General features: G+C 60.8%; 20 protein-coding genes. 8 read left to right on the top strand and 12 right to left on the bottom strand.

Annotated elements, in window-relative coordinates:
* Positions 1-109: 109 nt before the first annotated feature.
* Complete coding sequence (gene gbcB, locus BT199_RS21155) at positions 110-1,210, bottom strand: glycine-betaine demethylase subunit GbcB (protein ID WP_014720237.1); 1,101 nt, start codon at positions 1,208-1,210, stop codon at positions 110-112.
* 282 nt (positions 1,211-1,492) lie between these two features.
* Here gbcB and gbcA point away from each other — a divergent pair, with 282 nt between their 5' ends.
* Complete coding sequence (gene gbcA / locus BT199_RS21145) at positions 1,493-2,788, top strand: glycine-betaine demethylase subunit GbcA (protein ID WP_014720238.1); 1,296 nt, start codon at positions 1,493-1,495, stop codon at positions 2,786-2,788.
* An 848-nt stretch (positions 2,789-3,636) separates the two neighbouring features.
* Here the strand turns inward: gbcA and BT199_RS21140 are convergent.
* The 6 genes from BT199_RS21140 to BT199_RS21115 all read right to left on the bottom strand — a co-directional run bounded on the left by BT199_RS21140 (position 3,637) and on the right by BT199_RS21115 (position 11,382).
* The gene (locus BT199_RS21140; RefSeq protein ID WP_165835065.1) at positions 3,637-4,413 is read right to left on the bottom strand and encodes an electron transfer flavoprotein subunit beta; all 777 of its coding nucleotides are present in this window, start codon (positions 4,411-4,413) and stop codon (positions 3,637-3,639) included.
* 4 nt (positions 4,414-4,417) lie between these two features.
* Positions 4,418-5,638: an electron transfer flavoprotein subunit alpha gene (locus tag BT199_RS21135; protein ID WP_072435406.1), complete on the bottom strand. Its 1,221-nt coding sequence runs from the start codon at positions 5,636-5,638 to the stop codon at positions 4,418-4,420.
* The gene (gene dgcB, locus BT199_RS21130) at positions 5,638-7,581 is read right to left on the bottom strand and encodes a dimethylglycine demethylation protein DgcB (RefSeq protein ID WP_019817451.1); all 1,944 of its coding nucleotides are present in this window, start codon (positions 7,579-7,581) and stop codon (positions 5,638-5,640) included. The genes BT199_RS21135 and dgcB overlap by 1 nt, the downstream gene beginning before the upstream one ends.
* Positions 7,582-7,718: 137 nt before the next feature.
* On the bottom strand, positions 7,719-9,779 hold the full coding sequence (gene dgcA, locus BT199_RS21125) for a dimethylglycine demethylation protein DgcA (RefSeq protein ID WP_014720244.1): 2,061 nt from the start codon (positions 9,777-9,779) through the stop codon (positions 7,719-7,721).
* A 15-nt stretch (positions 9,780-9,794) separates the two neighbouring features.
* The gene (locus tag BT199_RS21120) at positions 9,795-10,325 is read right to left on the bottom strand and encodes a DUF5943 domain-containing protein (protein ID WP_005792152.1); all 531 of its coding nucleotides are present in this window, start codon (positions 10,323-10,325) and stop codon (positions 9,795-9,797) included.
* Between the two features lie 79 nt (positions 10,326-10,404).
* Positions 10,405-11,382, bottom strand: a complete 978-nt coding sequence (locus BT199_RS21115; RefSeq protein WP_014720245.1) for a dipeptidase — start codon at positions 11,380-11,382, stop codon at positions 10,405-10,407.
* Between the two features lie 218 nt (positions 11,383-11,600).
* Between BT199_RS21115 and BT199_RS21110 the strand changes: the two genes are divergently transcribed.
* Positions 11,601-12,002 carry a lysozyme inhibitor LprI family protein gene (locus tag BT199_RS21110; RefSeq protein ID WP_014720247.1) on the top strand — a complete coding sequence of 134 codons (402 nt, stop codon included), beginning with the start codon at positions 11,601-11,603 and terminating at the stop codon, positions 12,000-12,002.
* A 43-nt stretch (positions 12,003-12,045) separates the two neighbouring features.
* Here the strand turns inward: BT199_RS21110 and BT199_RS21105 are convergent, their stop codons facing one another.
* Positions 12,046-13,008 carry a tyrosinase family protein gene (locus BT199_RS21105; RefSeq protein ID WP_032902308.1) on the bottom strand — a complete coding sequence of 321 codons (963 nt, stop codon included), beginning with the start codon at positions 13,006-13,008 and terminating at the stop codon, positions 12,046-12,048.
* A gap of 190 nt (positions 13,009-13,198) precedes the next feature.
* On the opposite strand from BT199_RS21105, the gene BT199_RS21100 reads away from it, so the two are divergent.
* A complete protein-coding gene (locus BT199_RS21100; protein ID WP_014720249.1) occupies positions 13,199-13,615 on the top strand; it encodes a DUF3010 family protein in 417 nt (138 codons plus the stop codon).
* Between the two features lie 31 nt (positions 13,616-13,646).
* On the opposite strand, the gene BT199_RS21095 is transcribed toward BT199_RS21100, so the two are convergent.
* Both BT199_RS21095 and BT199_RS21090 read right to left on the bottom strand, forming a co-directional pair.
* Positions 13,647-14,825 carry an ATP-binding protein gene (locus BT199_RS21095; RefSeq protein WP_072435405.1) on the bottom strand — a complete coding sequence of 393 codons (1,179 nt, stop codon included), beginning with the start codon at positions 14,823-14,825 and terminating at the stop codon, positions 13,647-13,649.
* Between the two features lie 68 nt (positions 14,826-14,893).
* Positions 14,894-15,838 (bottom strand): GlxA family transcriptional regulator, encoded by a 945-nt coding sequence (locus BT199_RS21090; RefSeq protein WP_019817453.1) that lies wholly within the window; start codon positions 15,836-15,838, stop codon positions 14,894-14,896.
* Between the two features lie 195 nt (positions 15,839-16,033).
* Between BT199_RS21090 and BT199_RS21085 the strand changes: the two genes are divergently transcribed.
* The 5 genes from BT199_RS21085 (at position 16,034) to BT199_RS21065 (ending at position 20,079) form a co-directional block, all read left to right on the top strand.
* Positions 16,034-16,978 (top strand): choline ABC transporter substrate-binding protein, encoded by a 945-nt coding sequence (locus BT199_RS21085; RefSeq protein ID WP_072435404.1) that lies wholly within the window; start codon positions 16,034-16,036, stop codon positions 16,976-16,978.
* Positions 16,979-17,066: 88 nt separating this feature from the next.
* Positions 17,067-17,954, top strand: a complete 888-nt coding sequence (locus BT199_RS21080) for a 3-dehydrocarnitine:acetyl-CoA trimethylamine transferase CdhC (protein WP_058410796.1) — start codon at positions 17,067-17,069, stop codon at positions 17,952-17,954.
* 75 nt (positions 17,955-18,029) lie between these two features.
* The gene (locus tag BT199_RS21075) at positions 18,030-18,995 is read left to right on the top strand and encodes an L-carnitine dehydrogenase (protein ID WP_014720254.1); all 966 of its coding nucleotides are present in this window, start codon (positions 18,030-18,032) and stop codon (positions 18,993-18,995) included.
* Between the two features lie 102 nt (positions 18,996-19,097).
* The gene (locus tag BT199_RS21070) at positions 19,098-19,592 is read left to right on the top strand and encodes a thioesterase family protein (protein ID WP_072435403.1); all 495 of its coding nucleotides are present in this window, start codon (positions 19,098-19,100) and stop codon (positions 19,590-19,592) included.
* A 223-nt stretch (positions 19,593-19,815) separates the two neighbouring features.
* Complete coding sequence (locus tag BT199_RS21065) at positions 19,816-20,079, top strand: hypothetical protein (protein ID WP_072435402.1); 264 nt, start codon at positions 19,816-19,818, stop codon at positions 20,077-20,079.
* A gap of 87 nt (positions 20,080-20,166) precedes the next feature.
* On the opposite strand, the gene BT199_RS21060 is transcribed toward BT199_RS21065, so the two are convergent.
* Positions 20,167-21,270, bottom strand: coding sequence for a choline metabolism transcriptional regulator GbdR (locus tag BT199_RS21060; RefSeq protein ID WP_003194907.1), 1,104 nt, complete (start codon positions 21,268-21,270; stop codon positions 20,167-20,169).
* 524 nt (positions 21,271-21,794) lie between these two features.
* Positions 21,795-23,171, bottom strand: coding sequence for an L-serine ammonia-lyase (locus tag BT199_RS21055; protein ID WP_014720257.1), 1,377 nt, complete (start codon positions 23,169-23,171; stop codon positions 21,795-21,797).
* Between the last annotated feature and the right edge of the window lie 264 nt (positions 23,172-23,435).

The raw sequence follows: 23,435 nt of genomic DNA, 5'->3' as shown, positions 1-23,435 counted from the left end.
CGCTCCGCGTGGGAATGCAGCCCGTGACGCTCCGCGTCACACCCTCAATGCGGCCGGACGCGGAGCGTCCTGGGCGGCGTCACCACGCAGAGCGTTGGGAACGAGCAGATCAGAATTCGATGCGTACATCACCCTTCGGCACACTGCAGCACGACAGGATGTAGCCTTCAGCCTCGTCTTCTTCGGTAATCCCGCCGTTGTGCTCCATCTCCACTTCGCCGCCCAGTTTCATCACCTTGCACGTACCGCAGATGCCCATGCCGCAGGCCTTGGGGATCAGCAGGCCGAGCTTGGCCGCTGCGGCATGCACCGTTTCCCCCGGTGCCACGCGAATGCTTTTGCCGGACGCGATAAATTCCACTTGATGCAGGTCTGCCAGGTCGATCTCCGGCGCATCCGCCGCTTGCTCGGCCTGCTCCACCGCATCGGCACGGGCTTCGGGCGGCGTCGCGCCAAACGATTCCTCGTGATAACGCGTCATGTCGAAACCGGCAACTTCCAGCAAACGCTTCACCGCGTTCATGTACGGCGTAGGGCCGCAGCAGAACACTTCGCGCTCCAGGAAGTCCGGCACCATCAGCTCCAGCATCTTGTGGTTCAGATAGCCGCGATACCCGGCCCAGGGTTCGCCCAGGCCGTGTTTTTCGCAAATCAGGTGCAGGCTGAAGTTGTCGATCCGCGACGCCATGTGCTCCAGCTCGCGGTGATAGATGATGTCCTTGGGCGAGCGGGCGCTGTGGATAAACGTCATGTCGACGTTCGCGTTGGTGTCGTAAAACCAGCGCGCCATGGACATCACCGGCGTGATCCCAACGCCACCGCTGAGGTACAGCACTTTCGGGCTTGGGAAGTCGATGGCATTGAACAGCCCGACCGGGCCGTGCACCGCCAACTCCTGGCCTTCGTGCAAAGTGTCGTGCAGCCAATTGGAAACCCGGCCGCCCGGTACGCGCTTGATGGTCACCGAGAAGCTGTAAGGCACCGACGGTGAGCTGGAAATGGTGTACGAACGCATGATCGGCTGGCCTTCGATTTCCAGCTCCAGGGTGACGAATTGCCCCGGCTTGAAAAAGAACAGGATCGGCTGATCGGCCATAAAACAGAAAGTGCGCACATCCCAGGTTTCCTGGATGACTTTGACGCAACGGACGATGTGCCGACCATTGGCCCAGGTCTGGGTGGTTACCGGATTCAGGAAATTATTGGACATATTGTTCTCCACCGCCGACGTCGGCCTTATGGTGGCGATTCTGCGTAACGCGAGAACCACCCATTTACCTATCTGCGACATTCACATACTTACGGCGACCAGCCCCCAAAGACAGGGGCTTGCGCGTCGGGATCAGATTGGGCCATGTCGCCCATGGATAAGGTTCGACGTTACGCCGGGCCCACACTCGCTCCCAACAAAGACGCGTTCTTTACGCCTTGCACAGCACCAACCGTAGCCACTATTCGCCGGCCACACAGAATGGCCATGAGGACACACACGATGGACGTCACCGCAACCTTAAGCTTGGGCGATCCGCTGGAACCCGCACGCAAGGCCACCGCGCAAATGCTGCAAGAGCGCGAGCGCACTTTTTCGCTGCCGCAGCCGTTCTACTCTGATGAGCGGCTGTTCGATATCGACATGCAGGAGATCTTCCAGAAAGAGTGGTTGATCGCCGGCATGACCTGCGAAATTCCTACCAAGGGCAACTACCTGACCCTGCAAGTGGGCAAGAACCCGATCATCGTGATCCGGGGTGCCGACGGCGTGGTGCATGCGTTTCACAACGTGTGCCGCCACCGTGGTTCGCGCTTGTGCACCAGCGAAAAGGGCAAGGTCGCCAAGCTGGTTTGCCACTACCACCAGTGGACCTACGAGCTGGACGGCCGCCTGCTGTTCGCCGGCACCGAGATGGGCGCCGATTTCGACATGAAGCAGTACGGTTTGAAGCCGGTGAACGTGAAGACCGCTGGCGGCTATATCTTTATCAGCCTGGCCGAAAACCCGCCGGCCATCGATGACTTCCTGTCGACGCTCAGCCATTACATGGAGCCCTACGACATGGAGAACACCAAGGTGGCGATCCAGACCACCTTGTTCGAAAAAGCCAACTGGAAGCTGGTGCTGGAAAACAACCGCGAGTGCTACCACTGCAACGCGTCGCACCCGGAGCTGCTCAAAACCCTGCTGGAATGGGACGACGTCACCGACCCACGTGCCGACCAGGCGTTCAAGGACCACGTAGCCGCCTCCGCCGCCGCCTGGGATGCCGAGAAGATCCCTTACGCCCACGCCAGCTTCGGCCTGCGTAACCGGATTGTGCGCATGCCGCTACTCAAGGGCACCGTGTCGATGACCCTGGATGGCAAACAAGGTTGTGCCAAGCTCATGGGCCGCATCAAGAACCCGGACCTGGGCTCGATGCGCATCCTGCACCTGCCACATTCCTGGAACCACTGCATGGGCGACCACATCATTGTGTTCACCGTGTGGCCCATCAGCGCCCAGGAAACCATGGTTACCACCAAGTGGATCGTGCACAAGGACGCCGTGGAAGGCGTGGACTACGACGTGGAACGCATGCGCCAAGTGTGGGATGCCACCAACGACCAGGACCGCCGCCTGGCCGAAGAAAACCAGCGCGGGATCAACTCCACCGCTTACCAACCCGGCCCGTACTCCAAGACCTATGAGTTTGGCGTGGTGAATTTTGTGGATTGGTACAGCGAGCGCATGCTGAGCAACCTGGGTGCGGCGCCGGCGCCTTATCTCAAAGGCGTAGCTGCTCACGAATAACGCTTGTTTGGGAGCGGGCTTGCCCGCGATGGCATGGTGTCTGTCAAAGTCTGTATTGGCTGATAGACCGCTATCGCAGGCAAGCCAGCTCCCACATTTGAACAGATTAGCTGTTCAAAATTCGATCAGCTCTGATACAGCCCTTTACCACCCTGCCCTCCAGCCTTTACCCAACAACTTATCCACAAAGCCACCCACAGCAATTGTGGGCAAGTGCGTCGTGGACGAAAATTAAATCAAGAAAATCCGTGACTTATTCAAACTTCCAGGTTTCAGCTCAAGCTGATCATTTATTGATCAACCCTCCAAGAGCCTTGTTTGGCGTGGCTTGCAGCGGTAAGCGAACACCTTATCCACAGAGGCACCAACAGACTTTGGGGGCAACTTTGTCCGGGCTGTGGAAAAGCCTTTGAAACCCTCATAAATCTGGGATATACAGCAGTTTAAAAGGCAAAAATTTAGGATTTGATCAATTATCAACCAACCCCGTGAAAGCCACGTTTTATAAGGCCTGTAGCGGATAGCGAACATCTTATCCACAAAAGCGCCAACAGACTTTGGGGGCAAGTCGAGGCCTTGGCCCGGTGAAAACCCGAACAAAAACCGCGAGTTAGGTTGGTTGTTTTTCGTACAGAGGGCTGCAGAGCTTGATACACCGGGCTTGTGGACACCCGCGAACAGGTTATCCACAGGCGGATCAACAGGCACTGTGGGTAAGCCCAAGATAAAACAGGAAAATGTGGAAGCGGGCTTGCCCGCGATTGCAATACGTCAACGGATGCATGGGTTGCTGACCCACCGATATCGCAGGCAAGCCAGCTCCCACAAGGTTTGGTGGTGGTCAGGGTTCAGCGTACGACGCCCTCTTCTACCAGAAGCTTGAGAATCGCTTGCGCGCCCTCTTCAGCGCTCACGCCCTTGAGCACCTGCCCACCGCCGCCACTGGCCTTGGCCGTTGCGGCCTTCATACGGTCGGCACCACTCTTGGCCTTGATCACCTTGAGGCGCTTTGGCCGTGGCTTGGCCGGTTGCAACAGTGCGCCTGTGAATAACTCGTCGTGTTCAATCTCAACGTCATGGGCGGCCAGTTCACCCCGTTGCGCCGGGCCGTAGGCGCTCTGGCGTGGCTTGGGCGCGGCGTTATCCACAGTGGCGAGAAACGGCAGGCGCACCTTCAAGCGCCGCCGCTGGCCGCGAGGCAGCGCCTGCAGCACCAGGGCTACGCCGGCGTCGATGGACTCCACCTGCGCCAGCCCCACAATCAGCGGCCAGCCCAGTTGTTCGGCCAACAGGAACGGCAGCATCCCCGAACCTTCGCCGGTTTCTGCCTGGCTTCCGGTCAGTACCACTTGGGCGCCCGCGTCGCGCAGATACTCGCTGAGCACCGGCAACGCGTCGGCGCCCGCCGGCTGTTCGAGTACCTGCAGTTGCGGCAGGCCCATGCCCAGGTAGCTGCGCAGGGTCGGCTCGCTGACATCACCCGCGTGCAGCACCTGCAACTTATCCCCAGCCAGTTGCAGCCCCAACTCTACCGCGCGCGCGTCCTGCTCGGCACGGCGTGGACGCCCGGAGGTGGGGTGAGCGCCGATGGATACCAGGCTGAATACAGTGTTGGTCATGGTCATATCCTCAGGCTGCATCGCGCTTGGCGCCGTTGCGGTAGGTCTCGACCGCCGCGATCAAGGCGTGCAGTATCGCGGCGCTTTCGCCGATCACCGACAGGTCGGCACGCTTGATCATGTCGCACCCTGGGTCGAGGTTGATCGCCACCACCTTGTCGCAGGCACCGATGCCTTGCAGGTGCTGGATCGCCCCGGAAATCCCGACGGCCACGTACACCCGCGCAGTGACCCAGGTGCCGCTGGCGCCGACCTGGCGATCGCGCGCCATGAAGCCATCGTCCACTGCCACCCGCGAGGCGCCTTCGGTGGCGCCCAGGGCCGCGGCGGTCTGGTGGAATAGCGCCCAGTCCTTTACGCCGTTGCCACCGGAGAAAATGAACTCTGCCTCGGCCATCGGAATCGCTGCCGGGTCGACCGCCACCGCGCCGAGATCTTCGATACGCGGCAAACTGCGCGCCAGGCCTGTGGATAACTCCACGGGCAAGACTTCGTGGCGGGTTTCGCTGACCGGATCGGCACATTCGGCGGCGGCGAGGATCAGACGGGGCAACGGTCGCGCCAGGTCTTCCTGGCCGGCACCGGCACGGCCGATGCACTCCTCGCCCTTGATATGCCACACCCGCGTCGCCGGGCGTTCCTTGAGGCTGGCGGCAAAGCGTCGCCCCAGTTCGCCACCACCGCTGCGGCTATCTGGCAGCAACCAGTGGCGCGGGCTGAATTGGTTATGCACAGCGCGCAGGCCCTGCACCCGTTGCTCCGGTGCATAACCCTCGAACTCATGCCCTTCCAGCACCAGCAGACGGTCGACGCCGGCCGTGGCAAAGGCGCTTTCCTTGTGTTCACCGAATACCACCGCCAATACCGCGCCGTCACTGCCAGCCAACTGGCGCGCCAGGCCAAGCAGGTCACGGTCGTGGCTGCTCAGACGGCCACCAACCATGTCCGGCACCACGTTGATATAGAACGCCGGGGTCGGCACCTGATGCAGCGGCAATTGCACTTGCACTGCCGCGCTGCGCTTGGCCGCGCCGCCCTGCTGGGCACCGCTGCGGTCGATGCGCTTGATGCCGTTGGGCCCGATAAAACCGACACCATGCACGTTTTTGCGAATGATACCGTTGGGCCCCATCCAGCTGTGTTGCACCGGCTGCATCGCCGCGTGCAACGGGTGCAGGCGGTTACGGGCGATCCATTCGGCCCGGGGGTCGCGGCGGATAATATCGCTCATCAGTGCACCTCCGCAGGTTCACGCTTGAGGGGGACTTTGGCCGGCGCGGCGTCTTCAAGCAACGCGTCGGCTACCAGTTCGGCGATGTCTTTGATCAACGGGCGCGGTTCGACCACGCCTTCAAGCATCGCGGTGCATTGCGGGCAACCCACGGCCACCAGTTCGGCACCGGTCTCGCGGATGTCGTCCATGCGCATATCGGGGATACGTTGCTTGCCGGGGATATCTGTGATCGGCGCGCCGCCACCGCCACCGCAACAGCGTGAACGGAAGCCCGAGCGTTGCATTTCCTTGACCTCGATACCCAACGCCCGCAGCACTTGGCGCGGCGCCTCGTATTCACCGTTGTAGCGGCCCAGGTAGCAGGGGTCGTGGTAGGTCACGCTGTTGCCTTTGTGCTGGCCCAGGTTCAGCGCGCCCTCGCCAATCAGCTCGGCCATGAAGGTGCTGTGGTGCTGCACCCGGTAGTTGCCGTTGAAGGCACCGTATTCGTTTTTCAGCACATGGAAACTGTGCGGGTCGCAGGTGACGATGCGCTTGAAGCTGTACTTGGCCAGGGTCTGAATATTGCGCGTGGCCAGCAGCTGGAATGTCGCCTCATCGCCGAGGCGCCGCGCCACGTCACCGCTGTCGCGTTCTTCCAGGCCAAGCACGGCGAAGTCGACCTTGGCGGCCTTGAGCACTTTGACGAAGGCGCGCAGGGTACGTTGGTTACGCATGTCGAAGGCGCCATCGCCGACCCAGAACAGCACATCGCAACTGCCTTTGTCGCTGAGCAACGGCAAGTTCAGGTCTGCCGCCCAGTTCAGACGACCACCGGGTGCGAAACCGCCGGGGTTGTCGGTAGCGATCAGGTTTTCCAGGACTTCGGCGCCCTTGTTCGGCGTAGCGCCTTTTTCCAGGGTGAGATGACGGCGCATGTCGACGATGGCGTCCACGTGCTCGATCATCATCGGGCACTCTTCCACGCAGGCGCGGCAGGTGGTGCACGACCACAGGGTCTCGGCGTCCACCAGGCCGTTGACGATCGGCTGGTGCGGGTTGCCGCCGTGTTCGCCCACTGGTTTGCCGGGGTACGGGCTGCCGGCGAACTTGGCATCGGTGCCACCGGCCAGGCCGACCACCATGTCCTGGATGAGTTTTTTCGGGTTCAATGGCTGGCCGGCGGCAAACGCCGGGCACGCCGCTTCGCACTTGCCGCACTGCACGCAGGCGTCGAAGCCGAGCAGTTGGTTCCAGGTGAAGTCCTTGGGTTTTTCCACGCCCAGCGGTGCGGTTTTATCGCTCAGATCCAACGGTTTCAACCCGGTGGAGCGGCCACCGCCAAAGCGCTCGGCGCGACGGTGCCAGGCCAGATGCAGGGCACCGGCGAAGGCGTGTTTCATCGGCCCGCCCCAAGTCATGCCGAAGAACATTTCGGACACGCCCCACAGCACGCCCACGCTCAGCAAAGCCGCGAGCAGCCAGCCGCCGAAATCGGCGGGCAGAATCCCGGCCACCGGCAAGGTCACCAGGAAGAAGCTCACCGAGAACGCCATCAGGCTTTTCGGCAGGCGCATCCACGGGCCTTTGGACAAGCGGGCAGGCGGATTGCGGCGGCGCAGGTACATGAAGATCGCGCCGACAAACATCAATGTCGATGCCAGCAGCAGCGCATAGCCAAGAATGCGGCTCTGCAGGCCGAAGCCGTGCACCAGGATCGCCAGCAGCGCCGACAGCACAAAGCCGAGCGCCGTGGCTACGTGGGTGTTGGCGATGTATTTGTCACGGGCGACCACGTGGTGCAGGTCGACCATGTAGCGCTTGGGCATGGCCAAAAGGCCGCCCAGCAGGTCGACTTTGGACGAGCGGCCACGGCGCCACATGTTCACCCGGCGCAAGGCGCCGAGGACGGCGAGGCCCAGGGCGGCAAAAAGCAGGATGGGAAGAAGGGTATTCAGCATGGTGAAGCTCCCACTAAGATCGTTCCCACGCTCTGCGTGGGCATGCATCCTGTGACGCTCTGCGTCACGACCTTAAAAGCAGACGCGGAGCGTCCAGGGCGGCATTCCCACGCAGAGCGTGGGAACGATCAGGTGCGTCAGAAATCCTTGCACAAGCGCAGGGCGTCATAGATGGCGGCGTGGGTGTTGCGCTGGGCCACACAGTCACCAATGCGGAACAGCAAGTACCCCTCGCCCGCCTCGCTCAAGCATGGCTGCGGCTTGATCGCAAACAGCGCTTCAACGTCGATCTGGCCCTTGTTGCGCGAACCTTCCTTGAGCCCGTAGTAAATGGCCTCGTCCGGACGCACGCCGTTCTCCACCACCACCTGGTCGACCACCCGCTCCTCTTTGGCGCCGGTGTATTCGTTTTCCAGCACGGCCACCAGCTTGTCGCCCTCGCGGTAGACCTTTTCCAGCATCATGTCGCCGGTCATGATCACTTCCTTGGGGTACATGCTGCGGTAGTACGTGGGGAACGACGTACCGCCGATTGCCACGCCTGGCTTGATGTCGTCGGTGACGATCTCCACCTGGCTGCCTTTGTCGGCCAGGAAGTCGGCCACCGACATCCCGGTGAATTCACAGATGGTGTCGTACACCAGCACGTTCTTGCCCGGCGCAACCTTGCCGTCGAGCACGTCCCAACTGCTCACTACCAAGCCTTCGGCGGCGCCCCAGTGTTCGTTCTGCTCGATGAACGGGTGCCCGCCCACCGCCAGCACCACCACGTCCGGACGCACGTCCAGGATGGTCTCGGCATCGGCTGCAACACCCAGGCGCAGGTCGACTTTCAAACGCGCCAGCTCCAGTTGATACCAACGAGTGATACCGGCGATCTGGTCACGTTGCGGCGCTTTCGATGCCGTGGTGATTTGCCCGCCGATAAACTCTTTTTTCTCGAACAGCGTCACGTCGTGGCCACGTTCAGCCGCCACGCGCGCGGCTTCCATCCCGGCCGGGCCGGCGCCCACTACAACCACCTTGCGCTTGGGCCCGGTGGACTTCTCGATGATGTGCGGCACGCCCATGTATTCACGGGAGGTCGCAGCGTTCTGGATGCACAGCACATCCAGGCCCTGGTACTGGCGGTCGATGCAGTAGTTGGCGCCCACGCACTGCTTGATCTGGTCGATCTGGCCCATCTTGATCTTGGCGATCAGGTGCGGGTCGGCGATGTGCGCACGGGTCATGCCGACCATGTCCACATAGCCGCCCTCCAGAATACGCGTGGCCTGGTTCGGGTCCTTGATGTTCTGCGCGTGCAGCACCGGAACCTTGACCACTTCCTTGATGCCGGCCGCCAGGTGCAGGAACGGTTCCGGCGGGTAGCTCATGTTCGGGATGACGTTGGCCAGGGTGTTGTGGGTATCGCAACCCGAGCCCACCACGCCGATGAAATCGAGCATGCCGGTGTCATCGTAGTACTTGGCGATTTGCTTCATGTCCTCGTGGGACAAGCCGTCCGGGTGGAACTCGTCACCGCACAGGCGCATGCCCACGCAGAAGTCATCCCCCACTTCGGCACGCACGGCCTTCAACACTTCCAGGCCGAACTTCATGCGGCCCTCGAAGCTGCCGCCCCACTCGTCGGTACGCTTGTTGACCCGCGGGCTCCAGAACTGGTCGATCATGTGCTGGTGCACAGCCGACAACTCCACCCCGTCCAGGCCACCGGCCTTGGCCCGACGCGCAGCCTGGGCGTAGTTGCCAATCACACGCCAGATTTCTTCCGGCTCGATGGTCTTGCAGGTGGCACGGTGCACCGGCTCACGCACGCCGGACGGCGACATCAGGGTCGGCCAGTTGAAGCCGTCCCAACGCGAACGCCGGCCCATGTGGGTAATCTGGATCATGATCTTGGCGCCATGCTTGTGCATGGCATCGGCCAGATTCTGGAAGTGCGGGATGATGCGGTCGGTGGACAGGTTCACCGACGCCCACCATTCCTGCGGGCTGTCGATGGCCACCACGGAGGAGCCACCGCAGATCGCCAGGCCAATACCGCCCTTGGCTTTCTCTTCGTAGTACTTCACATAGCGGTCGGTGGTCATGCCGCCGTCGGTGGCATACACCTCGGCATGCGCAGTACTGAGCACGCGGTTGCGGATGGTCAGTTTGCCGATCTGGATCGGCTGGAACATTGCTTCGAAAGCCATGGCACGGTCCTCGGCTTACAACGGTTTGACGGTGAACAGGCCATCGTCGTGGCCCTCTTCGGAGCCTCCGTAGACTTGTTCGGCGACAGTGCGGATCTTGCTGCCACGGGCCTCAAGAATCTGGTCCATGGCGCCGGCAAACCAGCCAGTGAACATGTAGTCCACCTTGCGGCCGACCTTGCCGTACACGTAGACGAACGCCGAGTGTTCCAGCTTGACGCTGGCGGTGCCTTTGTCCAAGTCGATGTCCTGGATTTTGAACAGGCCCCAGCCGCGTTGCGACAGGCGTTTCATGTAGTGTTCGAACACCGCGACGCCTTCCAGGCCGTGGCATTCGGCTTCTTTTTCACACCAGTGCCAGGCGGATTTGTAGCCGGCCTTGTAGAGGATCTCGGCGTAGGCGTCAGCGCCCAGCACTTCTTCGATACCCATGTGGTTGTTGACGAAGAAGTGGCGTGGCACATATAGCATCGGCAGGGCGTCGGAGGTCCAGACACCGGTTTCGCTGTCGACTTCAATTGGCAATTGCGGGGCGATCTTGGCCATGGAAACTTAACTCCAGAAAATTCGTTTTGATGCCCCGCCACGCGGATGGCGGCGGGTGAAGGATTAAGCGAGCAGTGGCTTATTCGCCCCAGACGTCTTTCAAGACGTTGACCCAGTTCTCGCCCATGATCTTGCGCACCACGCGCTCGCTGTGGCCGCGCTTGAGCAGGGTCTCGGTGAGGTTGGGGAACTCGCCCACGGTGCGGATGCCCAGCGGGTTGATGATCTTGCCGAAGCTGGTCAGGCGGCGGGCGTAGCCCTTGTCATGGGTGAGCATTTCGAAGAAATCCTGGCCATGGCCCTGGGTGAAGTCGGTGCCAATGCCGATGGCGTCTTCACCGACGATATTCATGGTGTATTCGATGGCTTCGGCGTAGTCGTCGATGGTCGAATCGATGCCCTTGGCCAGGAACGGCGCAAACATGGTCACGCCGACAAAACCGCCATGGTCGGCGATGAACTTCAGCTCTTCATCGGACTTGTTGCGCGGGTGCTCTTTAAGCCCGGACGGCAGGCAGTGCGAGTAGCACACTGGCTTTTTCGATTCGAGGATGACCTCTTCGCTGGTCTTGGAGCCCACGTGGGACAGGTCGCACATGATGCCGACGCGGTTCATCTCGCCGACAATCTCACGACCGAAACCCGACAGGCCGCCATCGCGCTCATAGCAACCGGTGCCCACCAGATTCTGGGTGTTGTAGCACATCTGCACCACGCCAACGCCGAGCTGCTTGAAGATCTCGACATAGCCGAGCTGGTCCTCAAAGGCATGGGCATTCTGGAAACCGAAGATGATGCCAGTCTTGCCCTGCTCCTTGGCGCGGCGGATGTCAGCGGTGGTTTTCACCGGGATCACCAGGTCGCTGTTCTCACGGATCAGGGTCTGGCTGGCGACAATGTTATTGATCGTGGCCTGGAAGCCTTCCCACACCGACACCGTGCAGTTGGCGGCGGTGAGGCCACCTTTGCGCATGTCTTCGAACAGGTCGCGGTTCCACTTGGCAATAATCAGACCGTCGATAACGATGCTGTCGGCGTGCAACTCGGCTGGGCTCATCAGGCGTCCCCTTATTGGCGATTCATGCGCCGAATCGTCTGCCGGCGCTTTGGGGCCAGCATATGCCCAGGCACCGACGGAGCCGGGTGCAAAAACGACAGGGGAATTGCCGAAAGCGTCAATCCACGACAAAGGCTATGCAGACATGCCTGACTGGCGGCTGTTCTTTGTCTGACGCTTGAGCCAGAATTGCGCATCACGTGATATGAGACGGCGCAATGAAATCGATTTTCCTGGCTTTGGCACTCATCGCAACCACCGCCCACGCGGCCGAAGACACCGACAGCACGCCGTGCGACGGCATCGAGAACGACCAGCAAACCCTGGAATGCGCCACCTATAACAAAACCACCGCCGAGCAATTGCTCAAGGATAACTATCAGGGGTTACTGGAGCGCATGGGTTCGACCTACGGCAGCGACAAGACCAAACTGGCGGACATTACCGCCCGTCTGAAGGACGCGCAGCAAAAGTGGGAAAAACTGCGGGATGCCGATTGTGCGGTGGACACCTTCCCGGCAGTCACCGGCACCAAGGCCTATGCGATTGCGCACAACGACTGCCTGGCGCGGATGAGTGATGAGCGGTCGGAGTTTTTGGAGTCGATTGGGCAGGAGTAAACACCCTTCACGCGACCAGGCCGCGCAAAGGGCTGCGCCACGCTCAAGCCATGAAAGGTGACTTGAACGGCCTTTTGGTCAAGGGTGAGGCTGGCTCGTAGGCATACCCCAGCGCGGTGATATCCATCACCTCACGGATACGACGAGTCCAGGGTTTGATCACATCATCGTAATTATGCCCGGTGGGGCCATCCTGCATCGGGCAGTAATGAGGCGCCAGTGCGGGCTTATCCAGCATCATTTGCGCCTGCCAGTCGGCCCAGATTTTGTCGATGAAACAATGATGCAGAAAAAATACTGGATCTTCGGGCGAGGTCATCGCCAGCATGTTGCCGCCAATCCATAAATGGACGCGGTTGTGCAATTGAGAACCAGGGGTGGTGACTTGCGGGTCGCCCTTCTGAGTGATCCAGCCTTCGAGTCGGTTTCTAAAGCCTCTATTGAACGGACTCGACGTGTAGTTCGGCTCGTCATACAGCTCTTCATTCATTGCCATCTGCAAGTCCGCGGCCGTCGGCAGCGAGTTGACCAAACGTGAGAACTGGCGCTTTAACCCCGCCCCCGGCAGCCCATCTTCCGGATAGGCAGGCACCGGCCAATTGCCGTATCGGTACGCGAAGGGTCCATCCTGCACCCTGAATTCATCGGCAGCGTCACCGTCCCCCCCCAGCAGGCTTTGCTCCCACACCGGCGAATTCGTCGGGTCTGCCGCGTCCAATGTCCAATCCCAGTAAGGCAGCGTGATACCGGGCGTGATGGCCTGAAGGTCGGCTTCCAACTGCAACAACATTTCACGATGCCAGGGTAAAAAAGCCGGCCCCAAGTGGGCGCCATTACGATAGTCGGGATCTTGGGGTTCATCAGGGTGAACGGTAGGTACCATCACTGCGTGATGCCAATGCACATACTTGTCGTATCCGCCATTACCCTTAAGGGCCAACAGCGTATTGGTAAACGCTAGCCGTTCAGGCCCGCTCAGTTTTCGAATTTCCTTGCGAATATTCATTGCCCGCCCCCCTCGTCGCAAAAACATGGGACCGCGTGCCGGCCCCTGCTGCGAATCTAGTTGGGGAACCCATCAAGATCTACTGTCAGATCTGACAGTATCAGCACTATCTCCGACGGATGGTCAGCTCCTCTCGAACGAACCGAGCCTGTTACCATCCGTGCCCTCTTTTCCTGCTCAAGGCAACGCCATGATTATTTGCGGCATCGAAATCAAAGGCAGCGAAGCCATCATCGCCCTCGCCGCCCTGGACAACCAGGCGCTGACCCACGTCGCCCTGGCGACCAAGAAAATCGCCCTCGACGATGACGATGAAGCGGCCAACGTCAAAGCCTTCGCCGCTCAGGTGAAAGCGTTTGTGCAGGACAACGCCATCACTCGCATCGCCATCAAGAAGCGCAGCAAAAAAGGTGAATTCGCCGGTGGCCCAACGACGTTCAAGATTGAAGGGGTGCTTCAACTGCTGGAGGGGGTGGAGGTGACGCTGTTGTCGCCGCAGACCATCAATGCGCAGAACAAAAAGCACACCTTTGATCTGCCCGCGACGCTGAACAAGTACCAGCATGAAGCCTACAAGGCGGCATGCTCGGCCCTGGTAAAGAAATAAACCACCTCCGCTCTCTTTAGAAGCCGGCCTTTTAGCGCGGTGTAAGGTTCTTGTGTTGCAGCCAGTCACCGAAGGTGTTGTCCTCCAGGGCATAGCCGCCTCGGCTCGACTTCCACACCAGTTCCTTGTCGCGCAGGGCATCGATGCAGGCCTGGATGGTCTGGGTACCCGGCACCACGTCGCTACCCATCTTTTCCAGCGCCTTGCTGACCGCCGTGAGGGTGCTATCGGTGAATGGCGCGAAGGGTTCGTTGTTTTGAGAACGCTCCACCATCACCTCCAGCACGGCGCGCTGCGGGATGGTCAGGGCGTTCCAGGCGCTTTCGAACTCGGTCCATACACCCGCGCGCAGCAGTTCTGCGCGACTGTGCAGCAGTTGGCCAAGATTGCTCGCCTCGCCCAACTCCAATGCGACTTCACCGATGATCGTGCGCAACATCTCGGGACGCCGACCTACCCGCTCAAACGCCTCATCAATATCAGCCGCGTTGAATTGGTTGTTCTGGGCCAGGTGCGCGTTGAGGTGCACGGTGTAGGCCTGGGTGAACGCTTTGCCCAGCAGCGGAAACGGCGTGATGCTGGAACCGAAGAATGGCTGGCTTTTACCCAATACCAAATGAGCGAGTTTGTCGCGATTGGATCCGGTAAACACCAGGCGCAAACCGCTGCCCTCCTCGTCACGGCCTTGGTTGAGCTGATCCCGGGCAGCCTTCAACGCGAACATCGCATTGATACCTGACTCGGTGGTTATTGCGTGCTGTGCTTCGTCAATCACCAGTACAACGGGTTTTTCTGCAGCCCTATGGAGCAATTCCAACGCTTGGGTCAGCGTCGCACCGACAGGCAATTGTGGCTTGGTAAAGTCCCAGGAAAGCGTACGCAGAAAGCTTAGTTTCTCGATGCCAATGTTTTTTGCCAGTTTGCGAATACCCTTTTCAAACGGCACCAATGCCCCCGCAATGGCACTCGCGATCAGCTCGGCGGGGTCTTTTTCCTTGTCGGCCCACAGGTCGACATACACCGCCAGCCAGCCCCGCAGCTGACATTCCGGAATCAGGTCTTCGCGCAGAAAAGTGCTTTTGCCCGTGCGTCGGGGCGCCGCGAGAAACAGGCCGGAGGTGAAATCCTGAATACCGGCCCCCACCAGGCCATCGGCAATACTGCTTGCCAGGGTGGGGCGGCGAAACACAAAGCCGCTGTGCTTGGACATGGTTTTATACTCAATTATGGAAATGACTATAAATTATAGCCAAGAGTATAATTGACTATAATTGTCCGTCAAACCACCTCCCGTCGCCGATCCTCCCGCGGGCATTTGGCAAACCTTGCGCGATAGCTCCTGGTGAAATACGACGGTGACTCAAACCCGCACGCAATACTCACTTCCAGCACGCTCATGTCGCTCTGGCGCAGCAGTTTTCGGGCTTTTTCCAGGCGCAGGCCCAGGTAGAAATTACTGGGGGTGTCATTCAGGTGCAGGCGAAACAGCCGCTCCAGTTGGCGTCGGGTGACCTTGATCGTTTCGGCCAGGGCCAAGGTGCTCAGGGGCGGTTCGGTGTGCTGTTCCATTTCGCCGATCACCTGCACCAGTTTCTTGTTATTGATGCCGTAGCGCGTGGCGATCTGCATGCGCTGGTGGTCCTTGCGAGGGCGGATGCGGCCAAGTACGAATTGCTCGGAAACCTGGATCGCCAGCTCCGGGCCATGGGCCTGGGCGATGAGATCGAGCATCAAGTCGATGGACGCGGTGCCGCCGGCGCAGGTGATGCGGCGCCGGTCGATTTCGAACAGTTCCTGGGTCACGCTCAGGTGCGGATAGGCCTCCTTGAAGGCGTCGATGGCTTCCCAGTGCAAGGTCAGGCGGTGGCCGTCAAGCAGGCCCGCCTCGGCCAGCACGCAGGCGCCGGTGTCGATGGCACCGAGGGTCACACCCTCATGGTCGAGGCGGCGCAGCCAATGCTCCAGGGCGGGCGTGGCGAACTGCAGGGGTTCGAAGCCGGCCACCACCAGTAAGGTCGCGCCTTTTTTCAACGGTTCCAGCGCGGCATCGGCGTTGACCGACATGCCGTTGCTCGCCAGTACCGCGCCGCCATCGGCACTCAAGATGTGCCAGCGGTACAGCTCGCCGCGAAAGCGATTGGCCACGCGTAACGGTTCCAGCGCGGAGATAAAACCGAGGGCCGAGAACCCCGGCATCAGCAAGAAATAGACATCCTGGGACATGGTGGCGCTCTCGTCGGACGGGCAGCGTGGTCACTGTGATACGCCAGTTCAACCGGCCATTCAAGAGCACAGGTCGCTGCAGTGCAAGAGCGGGTCGCCGCCGTGCGCTTTGCGGGGCGCCAAGCTGCGTAACGTGATCCCACGGCGCACAAAGACGCCGGCACCCACAATAACGACCTGCCGAGGGCTCCACCCATGAACCGACTGATCAGCCGCTGCGCACTCGCACTCAGCGCCAGCGCCATCTTGAGTAACACCGCCATGGCAGCGGACGCCGCTTCTTGCCAGAACGTGCGCATGGGCGTGGTGAACTGGACTGACGTCATCGCCACCAGCGCCATGGCTCAAGTACTGCTCGACGGCCTGGGCTACAAAACCAAACAAACCAGCGCGTCCCAGCAAATCATCTTTGCCGGTATACGTGATCAGCGCCTGGACCTGTTCCTTGGCTACTGGAACCCGCTGATGACCCAGACCATCACACCGTTCGTCGACGCCAAGCAAGTCAAGGTCCTCGAAAAACCCAGCCTGCAAGACGCCCGCGCCACCCTGGCAGTACCCACCTACCTGGCGGACAAGGGCCTGAAAACCTTTGCCGACATCGCCAGGTTCGAGAAAGAGCTGGGCGGCAAGATTTATGGCATCGAGCCGGGCTCGGGCGCCAATACGCAGATCAAGGCGATGATCGCCAAGAACCAGTTCGGCCTGGGCAAGTTCCAGTTGGTGGAGTCCAGCGAAGCCGGCATGTTGGCGGCCGTGGACCGTGCCGTGCGCCGCAAGGAAGCCGTGGTGTTCTTTGGTTGGGCGCCGCACCCGATGAACGTGAATGTGGCGATGACTTACCTCACCGGCAGCGAAGATGCCCTGGGCCCGAACGAAGGCATGGCCACCGTATGGACCGTGACCGCGCCGGCCTACGCCGAGCAGTGCCCCAACGTGCATAAGCTGCTGACCAACCTGACGTTCACCGCCGCCGACGAGAGCCGCATGATGCAACCGCTGCTGGATCACAAGGACGCCATCGAGTCCGCCAGGCAGTGGCTCAAGGATCACCCACAAGACCAGGCGCGCTGGCTGGAGGGTGTGACCACCTTCGACGGCAAGCCGGCTGCTGCCAACCTGCAACTGACCCGCAAATAACCCTATTTGGACCACCGTGTCGCAGCCGCTCCAGGCCGCGACACGGCGCCCTGCGCCTTGAAATCACCCGCCTGTAAGGAACCGCCTCATGAACCACGACGTCATCATCACCTGCGCACTCACCGGTGCTGGCGACACGACCGCCAGAAGCCCCCACGTGCCAGTCACACCCAAACAAATCGCCGCCGCTGCCGTGGAGGCCGCCAAGGCCGGCGCCACGGTCGTGCATTGCCACGTACGCGACCCCGAGACCGGCAAGTTCAGTCGCGACGTCGCGCTGTACCGCGAAGTGATGGAGCGCATCCGCGAGGCCGACATCGACATCATCGTCAACCTCACCGCCGGCATGGGTGGCGACCTGGAGATCGGTGGCGGCGAGAATCCCATGGAGTTCGGGCCCAATACCGACCTGGTCGGCCCGCTGACCCGCCTGGCCCATGTTGAAGAACTGCTGCCGGAAATCTGCACCCTGGACTGCGGCACGCTGAACTTCGGCGATGGCGACACCATTTACGTGTCCACCCCGGCGCAACTGCGGGCTGGCGCCAGACGTATCCAGGAATTGGGCGTAAAGGCTGAGCTGGAAATTTTCGATACCGGCCACCTGTGGTTCGCCAAGCAGATGATCAAGGAAGGACTGCTGGATAACCCGCTGTTCCAACTGTGCCTGGGCATTCCCTGGGGCGCACCGGCCGACACCACCACCATGAAAGCCATGGTCGACAACCTGCCCGCCGACGCGGTGTGGGCAGGGTTCGGGATTGGTCGCATGCAAATGCCAATGGCCGCGCAAGCGGTGCTGTTGGGGGGCAACGTACGGGTGGGCCTGGAGGATAACCTGTGGCTGGACAAGGGCGTGCTCGCCACCAATGGCCAACTGGTGGAACGCGCCAGTGAAATTCTCAGCCGGTTGGGCGCACGGGTCCTGACCCCAGCCGAAGGCCGCATCAAGATGGGCCTGACCCCACGCGGCTAACACAGACACCACACAACCCTGTGGGAGCAAGCCCGGCTCCCACAAGGAATTACCGAACTTTTCAGGAATGTCGCCATGCGCTTTATCACCGAAATCAAAACCTTTGCTGCGTTGGGCAGCGGTGTCATCGGCAGCGGCTGGGTATCCCGTGCTCTTGCCCATGGCCTGGATGTAGTGGCCTGGGACCCCGCCCCCGGTGCCGAGGCGGCCTTGCGTAAACGCGTCGCCAACGCCTGGGGCGCCCTTGAACAACAGGGCCTGGCGCCCGGCGCCTCCCAGGACCGCCTGCGCTTTGTCGCTACCATCGAAGACTGCGTAAAAGACGCCGACTTCATCCAGGAAAGCGCTCCCGAACGCCTGGAGTTGAAGCTGCAATTGCACAGCCAGATCAGCGCCGCGGCCAAGCCGAATGCCTTGATTGGTTCGAGCACCTCCGGGCTGTTGCCCAGCGAGTTCTATGAGGGCTCTACCCACCCGGAACGCTGCGTGGTCGGCCACCCCTTTAACCCGGTCTACCTGTTGCCGTTGGTAGAGGTAGTGGGCGGTAAAAACACCGCGCCAGAGGCGATCCAGGCAGCAATCAGCGTGTATGAATCCCTCGGCATGCGCCCGCTGCATGTACGCAAGGAAGTGCCTGGGTTTATTGCTGACCGCCTGCTGGAAGCGCTGTGGCGAGAGGCGCTGCACCTGGTCAATGACGGGGTGGCGACCACCGGCGAAATCGACGATGCCATTCGTTTTGGTGCCGGGTTGCGCTGGTCGTTCATGGGCACCTTCCTCACTTACACGCTGGCGGGTGGCGATGCCGGCATGCGCCACTTCATGGCCCAGTTCGGCCCGGCGTTGCAGCTGCCGTGGACTTATCTACCGGCGCCTGAATTGACTGAAAAGCTGATTGATGATGTGGTCGATGGCACCGCTGAGCAGTTGGGTAACCGCAGCATCTCGGCGCTGGAGCGCTATCGTGATGACTGCCTGCTGGCGGTGCTGGAAGCCGTAAAAACAACCAAGGCCAAGCACGGCATGAGCTTCGCCGAATAACCCTGTGGGAGCTGGCTTGCCTGCGATGGCGGTGGCCTCACCCTTGCTATCGCAGGCAAGCCAGCTCCCACATTTGACCGCATACCAAATTGGATTCATGCCATGCCCGCACTGACCACCTACACCACCAAAATCCTGCCCGACTGGGTTGACTACAACGGCCATCTGCGTGACGCGTTCTACCTGCTGATCTTCAGCTACGCCACCGATGCGCTGATGAACACCCTGGGGCTGGACAGCGAAAACCGCGAAGCCAGCGGCCACTCGCTGTTCACCCTAGAGTTGCACCTGAACTACCTGCATGAGGTAAAGCTCGGCGCCGAGGTTGAGGTGCATACCCAACTGATCGCCCAGGACGCCAAGCGCCTGCACCTCTATCACAGCCTGCACCTTGTGGGCGAAGAGCGCGAGTTGGCGGGTAACGAACAGATGCTGCTGCATGTCGATCTGGCCGGGCCGCAGTCGGCGCCGTTTGCCGGCGCGACCCTGGAAAAACTCATCGCTCTCAGCCAGGCACACGCCGATCTACCCCGGCCAGCCCTACTCGGCCGGGTGATCGGGCTGCCCGCGCAAAAAAAAGCCCCGATCCAGCCGTGACGGGATCGGGGCAGAGTGCTTTGTGTGAGCCGTGCATTCGAGGGTGACCAAACCTTCAAGCTGCGTGCCTGGGTTCAGTGTGCCCGTTACGGGCCGGGTCAAGCACCTCGAAAACGACCTGTTCATAGCCATCCGAGCCATCGGTGGATTCTGCCCTTGCCGCCAGTCCTGGGGCCTACCAGAATCCAAGTCAATTCCCGCTTTCTACACCAGGATGACCGTCATGATGCACGCGGATTTGATTGACCAGGATGACCTGCTGAGCCAACTGCGCTCCCTGGGTTTTGAAGTGTCCAGCGGCGCTACCGCCGAGCAGGCCTGCGAATGTGCGGTGCGCGGGTTGAGCGAAGCGCGGGCCAAGGCGCTCAAGGGCATGGTGGAACAGATGTACAGCGGCAGCGCGACGATTTTGCCGGCGGTGAGGCAGGCGATCGACAAACAGTTGCTGCCGGCGCTGATGCAGTTCAAACAGAACTCTGGCGCCTGAAATACCGCTATCGCAGGCAAGCCAGCTGCCACAGGGAAACGCGTTCCAAGGTGGGAGCTGGCTTGCCTGCGATGCAGACGGCTCGGTCTAGAGCCTTACACTGGCAAAGGTCGACTCATTGCGCGCCTGGCTCAACGCCGACATCGGCCCCGACAACGGTGACAACACCAGTGCCGGCGGAATCGGCATCATCGCCACTTGCTGGGTGGTGTTGGAGCCTACGCGTTCATCCCGTGGCGGAATGCCGAAGTATTCGCGGTAGCACTTGGAAAAGTGCGGCGTGGACACAAACCCGCACACCGACGCGACTTCGATGATCGACATGGGGGTCTGCTTGAGCAGTTGCCGTGCACGAATCAGGCGCAGCTTGAGGTAATAACGCGACGGCGAGCAGTGCAGGTATTTCTGGAACAGCCGCTCCAACTGCCGGCGCGACACGGCGACATACACCGCCAGTTCGTCCAGGTCGATCGGCTCTTCGAGGTTGGCTTCCATCAGCGCGACGATTTCTTGCAGCTTCGGCTGGTTGGTGCCAAGCATGTGCTTGAGCGGCACACGCTGGTGATCCTGTTCGTTGCGGATGCGTTCGTACACGAACATCTCGGAGATGGCGGCCGACAATTCACGGCCGTGGTCGCGGCTGATCAGGTGCAACATCATGTCCAGGGGCGCGGTGCCACCGGAGCTGGTGAAGCGGTTGCGATCGAGGGTGAACAGACGCGTGCTCATGGCCACCCGCGGGAAGGCTTCCTGCATCGACGCCAGGCATTCCCAGTGCACGCTGCAATCAAAGCCATCGAGCAAGCCGGCGCAGGCCAGGGCCCAGCTGCCGGTGCACACCGCGCCAAGGCGACGAGACTGGCGTGCCTGGCTTTGCAGCCACGACACATGTTCACGGGTGACGGTGCGCTGGATACCGACGCCGCCGCACACGATGACCGTGTCCAGGACGGGGGCTTTGTGCATGGAGGCATCGGGTGTGATTTGCAGGCCATCACTGGCCCACACCTGGTTGCCGTCGACACTCAGGGTTGTCCAGCGATACAGCTCGCGGCCGGACAGCTGGTTGGCCATGCGCAGTGGCTCCACGGCTGACGCCAGGGAAATCAGCGTGAAATTGTCCAGCAGCAAAAAGCCGATGGATTGAGGCGCACGGTTCTGGGGTTGGGCCCCGGAGTTGGTCGACGTCATCGCGGTATCTCCTCACATCACACAAAGCGGGTGGTGGCCTCAGGCGAGGCTCTTGTTATTGCACTCGTCCTGGAAAGGCGAGGCTTTGAAATTGATAGAGCAAATGCCATGCCTAAAATTGAATGGCTATTCAAGAACTCCTGAAAACGACCTGTTTATGCGTCTATATGAGCCCACGCGTGAAGTGCGGGATATGACGCATAACGGGCGAGGTTCAAGGGGTGTGAGCAGATCGGTAGCACTTGTGGGAAGGCGCTTTGCGGGCGTAGGAGAAGTCTGTCACCCAAAGCACATCAGGCGTGTGATCGTGGAGGAATTCGTTCGGAAGCTACTTATCTATTTGCGACGCGCTAAAAGGTGGCGATTTTGGCTGGGGTGTTCACTTTGTGAGCAATTGTGTCAGCACTACGGCTCGTTCCCACGCTCTGCGTGGGCATGCATCCTGTGACGCTCTGCGTCACCCATGGGCGGAGCGTCCGGGGCTGCATTCCCACGCGGAGCGTGGGAACGATCATGTCACTGACTCAACATTCAACCGCACTCACCGCCAACCCACCTCGTGATGTCTCTTTGTACTTGTCATGCATATCGGCCCCGGTATCACGCATGGTGCGGATCACCCGGTCCAACGAGATGAAGTGCTGGCCATCGCCCCGCAACGCCATTTGCGCCGCATTGATCGCCTTCACCGCCGCAATTGCATTGCGCTCGATACACGGCACTTGCACCAGGCCGCCCACCGGGTCGCAGGTCAGGCCGAGGTTATGTTCCAGGCCGATTTCGGCGGCGTTGCACAGTTGCTCCGGCGTGGCGCCGAGGATTTCAGCCAACCCGGCTGCTGCCATGGCGCACGCGGAACCGACCTCGCCCTGGCAACCGACTTCGGCACCGGAAATCGAGGCGTTCTTTTTACACAGGATGCCCACCGCCGCCGCGCCCAGCAGGTAGTCGACCACGTTGGCTTCGGTGACTTCTTCGCTGAACTTCATAAAGTAGTGCAGCACCGCCGGGATGATTCCCGCCGCGCCGTTGGTGGGCGCCGTGACCATGCGCCCACCGGCGGCGTTTTCTTCGTTGACCGCCAGGGCGAACAGGTTGACCCATTCCATGGCGCTCAAGGTCGAGCCGATCACATTGGGCTTGTTCAGCTCCTGCAAGCTGCGGTGTAACTTGGCAGCGCGACGGCGCACGTTCAAGCCGCCGGGCAGGATACCTTCGTGCTTGAGGCCCTGCTCCACGCAATCTTGCATGGCGCGCCAGAGTTTCATCAGGCCGCTGCGGATTTCTTCTTCGCTGCGCCAGGTTTTTTCATTCGCCAGCATCAGTTCGGCAACGCGCAGGTTGTGGGTCTTGCACAGCTGCAACAGCTCCACGGCACTGGAAAAATCATAGGGCAGCTCGGTACGGTCCATGTCCGCCACACCGCTTTGGGCCTGGGCTTCATCCACCACGAAACCGCCACCCACCGAGTAATAGGTGTCGCGGTGCAGCTCGCCGTTTTCGCCAAACACCACCAGGGTCATGGCGTTGGGATGGAACGGCAGGTTTTCGTCGAGCAAGCGCATGTCCCGCGCCCACACAAAGGGCACCGGCAAACGCCCGTCCAGCAGCAGCGTGTCGGTTTCGCGCAGGGTGTGAATGCGGGCGCCGATTTGCGTGGGGTCGATTGCGTCTGGCCATTCGCCCATCAGGCCCATGATGGTGGCGGTGTCGCTGCCGTGGCCGATGCCGGTGGCCGACAGCGAGCCGTACAGTTGCACTTCGACACGCTGCACCTGTTCCAGCCACCCACGCTCACGCAACCCTTGAACGAACAACGCCGCGGCGCGCATGGGCCCCACGGTGTGCGAACTCGAAGGCCCGATGCCGATCTTGAACAGGTCGAAAACGCTGATAGCCATTAACGTGAAACTCCTCGATAAGCACGGGCCGGGCTTGAACGAGGTGCTACGCTCAGATCGCCCAGATGGCGGCATCATCAAGCTTTTATTCGTCATCACGGCGTCTCACACCGACGCACTCATGCTCACCAGCGGCGCTCGCGTGCGAACGCCAGTTTTGGCCGTTTTTTGCGGTGCAGACGGGTAAAAACAGCAGTTTTACCTTAGGAAAAACCTGTAAGCGACGTCATCGGTACTGGATGCGACCCTCCCTGTACTGGATAC

The sequence above is a fragment of the Pseudomonas sp. NFR02 genome (assembly GCF_900119375.1).
Lineage (GTDB): Bacteria > Pseudomonadota > Gammaproteobacteria > Pseudomonadales > Pseudomonadaceae > Aquipseudomonas > Aquipseudomonas paracarnis.
This window is presented reverse-complemented; position numbering and strand designations above follow the sequence as displayed.

Coding starts and splice junctions, on each gene's coding strand:
- gbcB (WP_014720237.1), bottom strand. CDS start 1,210: ATGTCCAATAATTTCCTGAATCCGGTAACCACCCAGACCTGGGCCAAT.
- gbcA (WP_014720238.1), top strand. CDS start 1,493: ATGGACGTCACCGCAACCTTAAGCTTGGGCGATCCGCTGGAACCCGCA.
- BT199_RS21140 (WP_165835065.1), bottom strand. CDS start 4,413: ATGACCATGACCAACACTGTATTCAGCCTGGTATCCATCGGCGCTCAC.
- BT199_RS21135 (WP_072435406.1), bottom strand. CDS start 5,638: ATGAGCGATATTATCCGCCGCGACCCCCGGGCCGAATGGATCGCCCGT.
- dgcB (WP_019817451.1), bottom strand. CDS start 7,581: ATGCTGAATACCCTTCTTCCCATCCTGCTTTTTGCCGCCCTGGGCCTC.
- dgcA (WP_014720244.1), bottom strand. CDS start 9,779: ATGGCTTTCGAAGCAATGTTCCAGCCGATCCAGATCGGCAAACTGACC.
- BT199_RS21120 (WP_005792152.1), bottom strand. CDS start 10,325: ATGGCCAAGATCGCCCCGCAATTGCCAATTGAAGTCGACAGCGAAACC.
- BT199_RS21115 (WP_014720245.1), bottom strand. CDS start 11,382: ATGAGCCCAGCCGAGTTGCACGCCGACAGCATCGTTATCGACGGTCTG.
- BT199_RS21110 (WP_014720247.1), top strand. CDS start 11,601: ATGAAATCGATTTTCCTGGCTTTGGCACTCATCGCAACCACCGCCCAC.
- BT199_RS21105 (WP_032902308.1), bottom strand. CDS start 13,008: ATGAATATTCGCAAGGAAATTCGAAAACTGAGCGGGCCTGAACGGCTA.
- BT199_RS21100 (WP_014720249.1), top strand. CDS start 13,199: ATGATTATTTGCGGCATCGAAATCAAAGGCAGCGAAGCCATCATCGCC.
- BT199_RS21095 (WP_072435405.1), bottom strand. CDS start 14,825: ATGTCCAAGCACAGCGGCTTTGTGTTTCGCCGCCCCACCCTGGCAAGC.
- BT199_RS21090 (WP_019817453.1), bottom strand. CDS start 15,838: ATGTCCCAGGATGTCTATTTCTTGCTGATGCCGGGGTTCTCGGCCCTC.
- BT199_RS21085 (WP_072435404.1), top strand. CDS start 16,034: ATGAACCGACTGATCAGCCGCTGCGCACTCGCACTCAGCGCCAGCGCC.
- BT199_RS21080 (WP_058410796.1), top strand. CDS start 17,067: ATGAACCACGACGTCATCATCACCTGCGCACTCACCGGTGCTGGCGAC.
- BT199_RS21075 (WP_014720254.1), top strand. CDS start 18,030: ATGCGCTTTATCACCGAAATCAAAACCTTTGCTGCGTTGGGCAGCGGT.
- BT199_RS21070 (WP_072435403.1), top strand. CDS start 19,098: ATGCCCGCACTGACCACCTACACCACCAAAATCCTGCCCGACTGGGTT.
- BT199_RS21065 (WP_072435402.1), top strand. CDS start 19,816: ATGATGCACGCGGATTTGATTGACCAGGATGACCTGCTGAGCCAACTG.
- BT199_RS21060 (WP_003194907.1), bottom strand. CDS start 21,270: ATGACGTCGACCAACTCCGGGGCCCAACCCCAGAACCGTGCGCCTCAA.
- BT199_RS21055 (WP_014720257.1), bottom strand. CDS start 23,171: ATGGCTATCAGCGTTTTCGACCTGTTCAAGATCGGCATCGGGCCTTCG.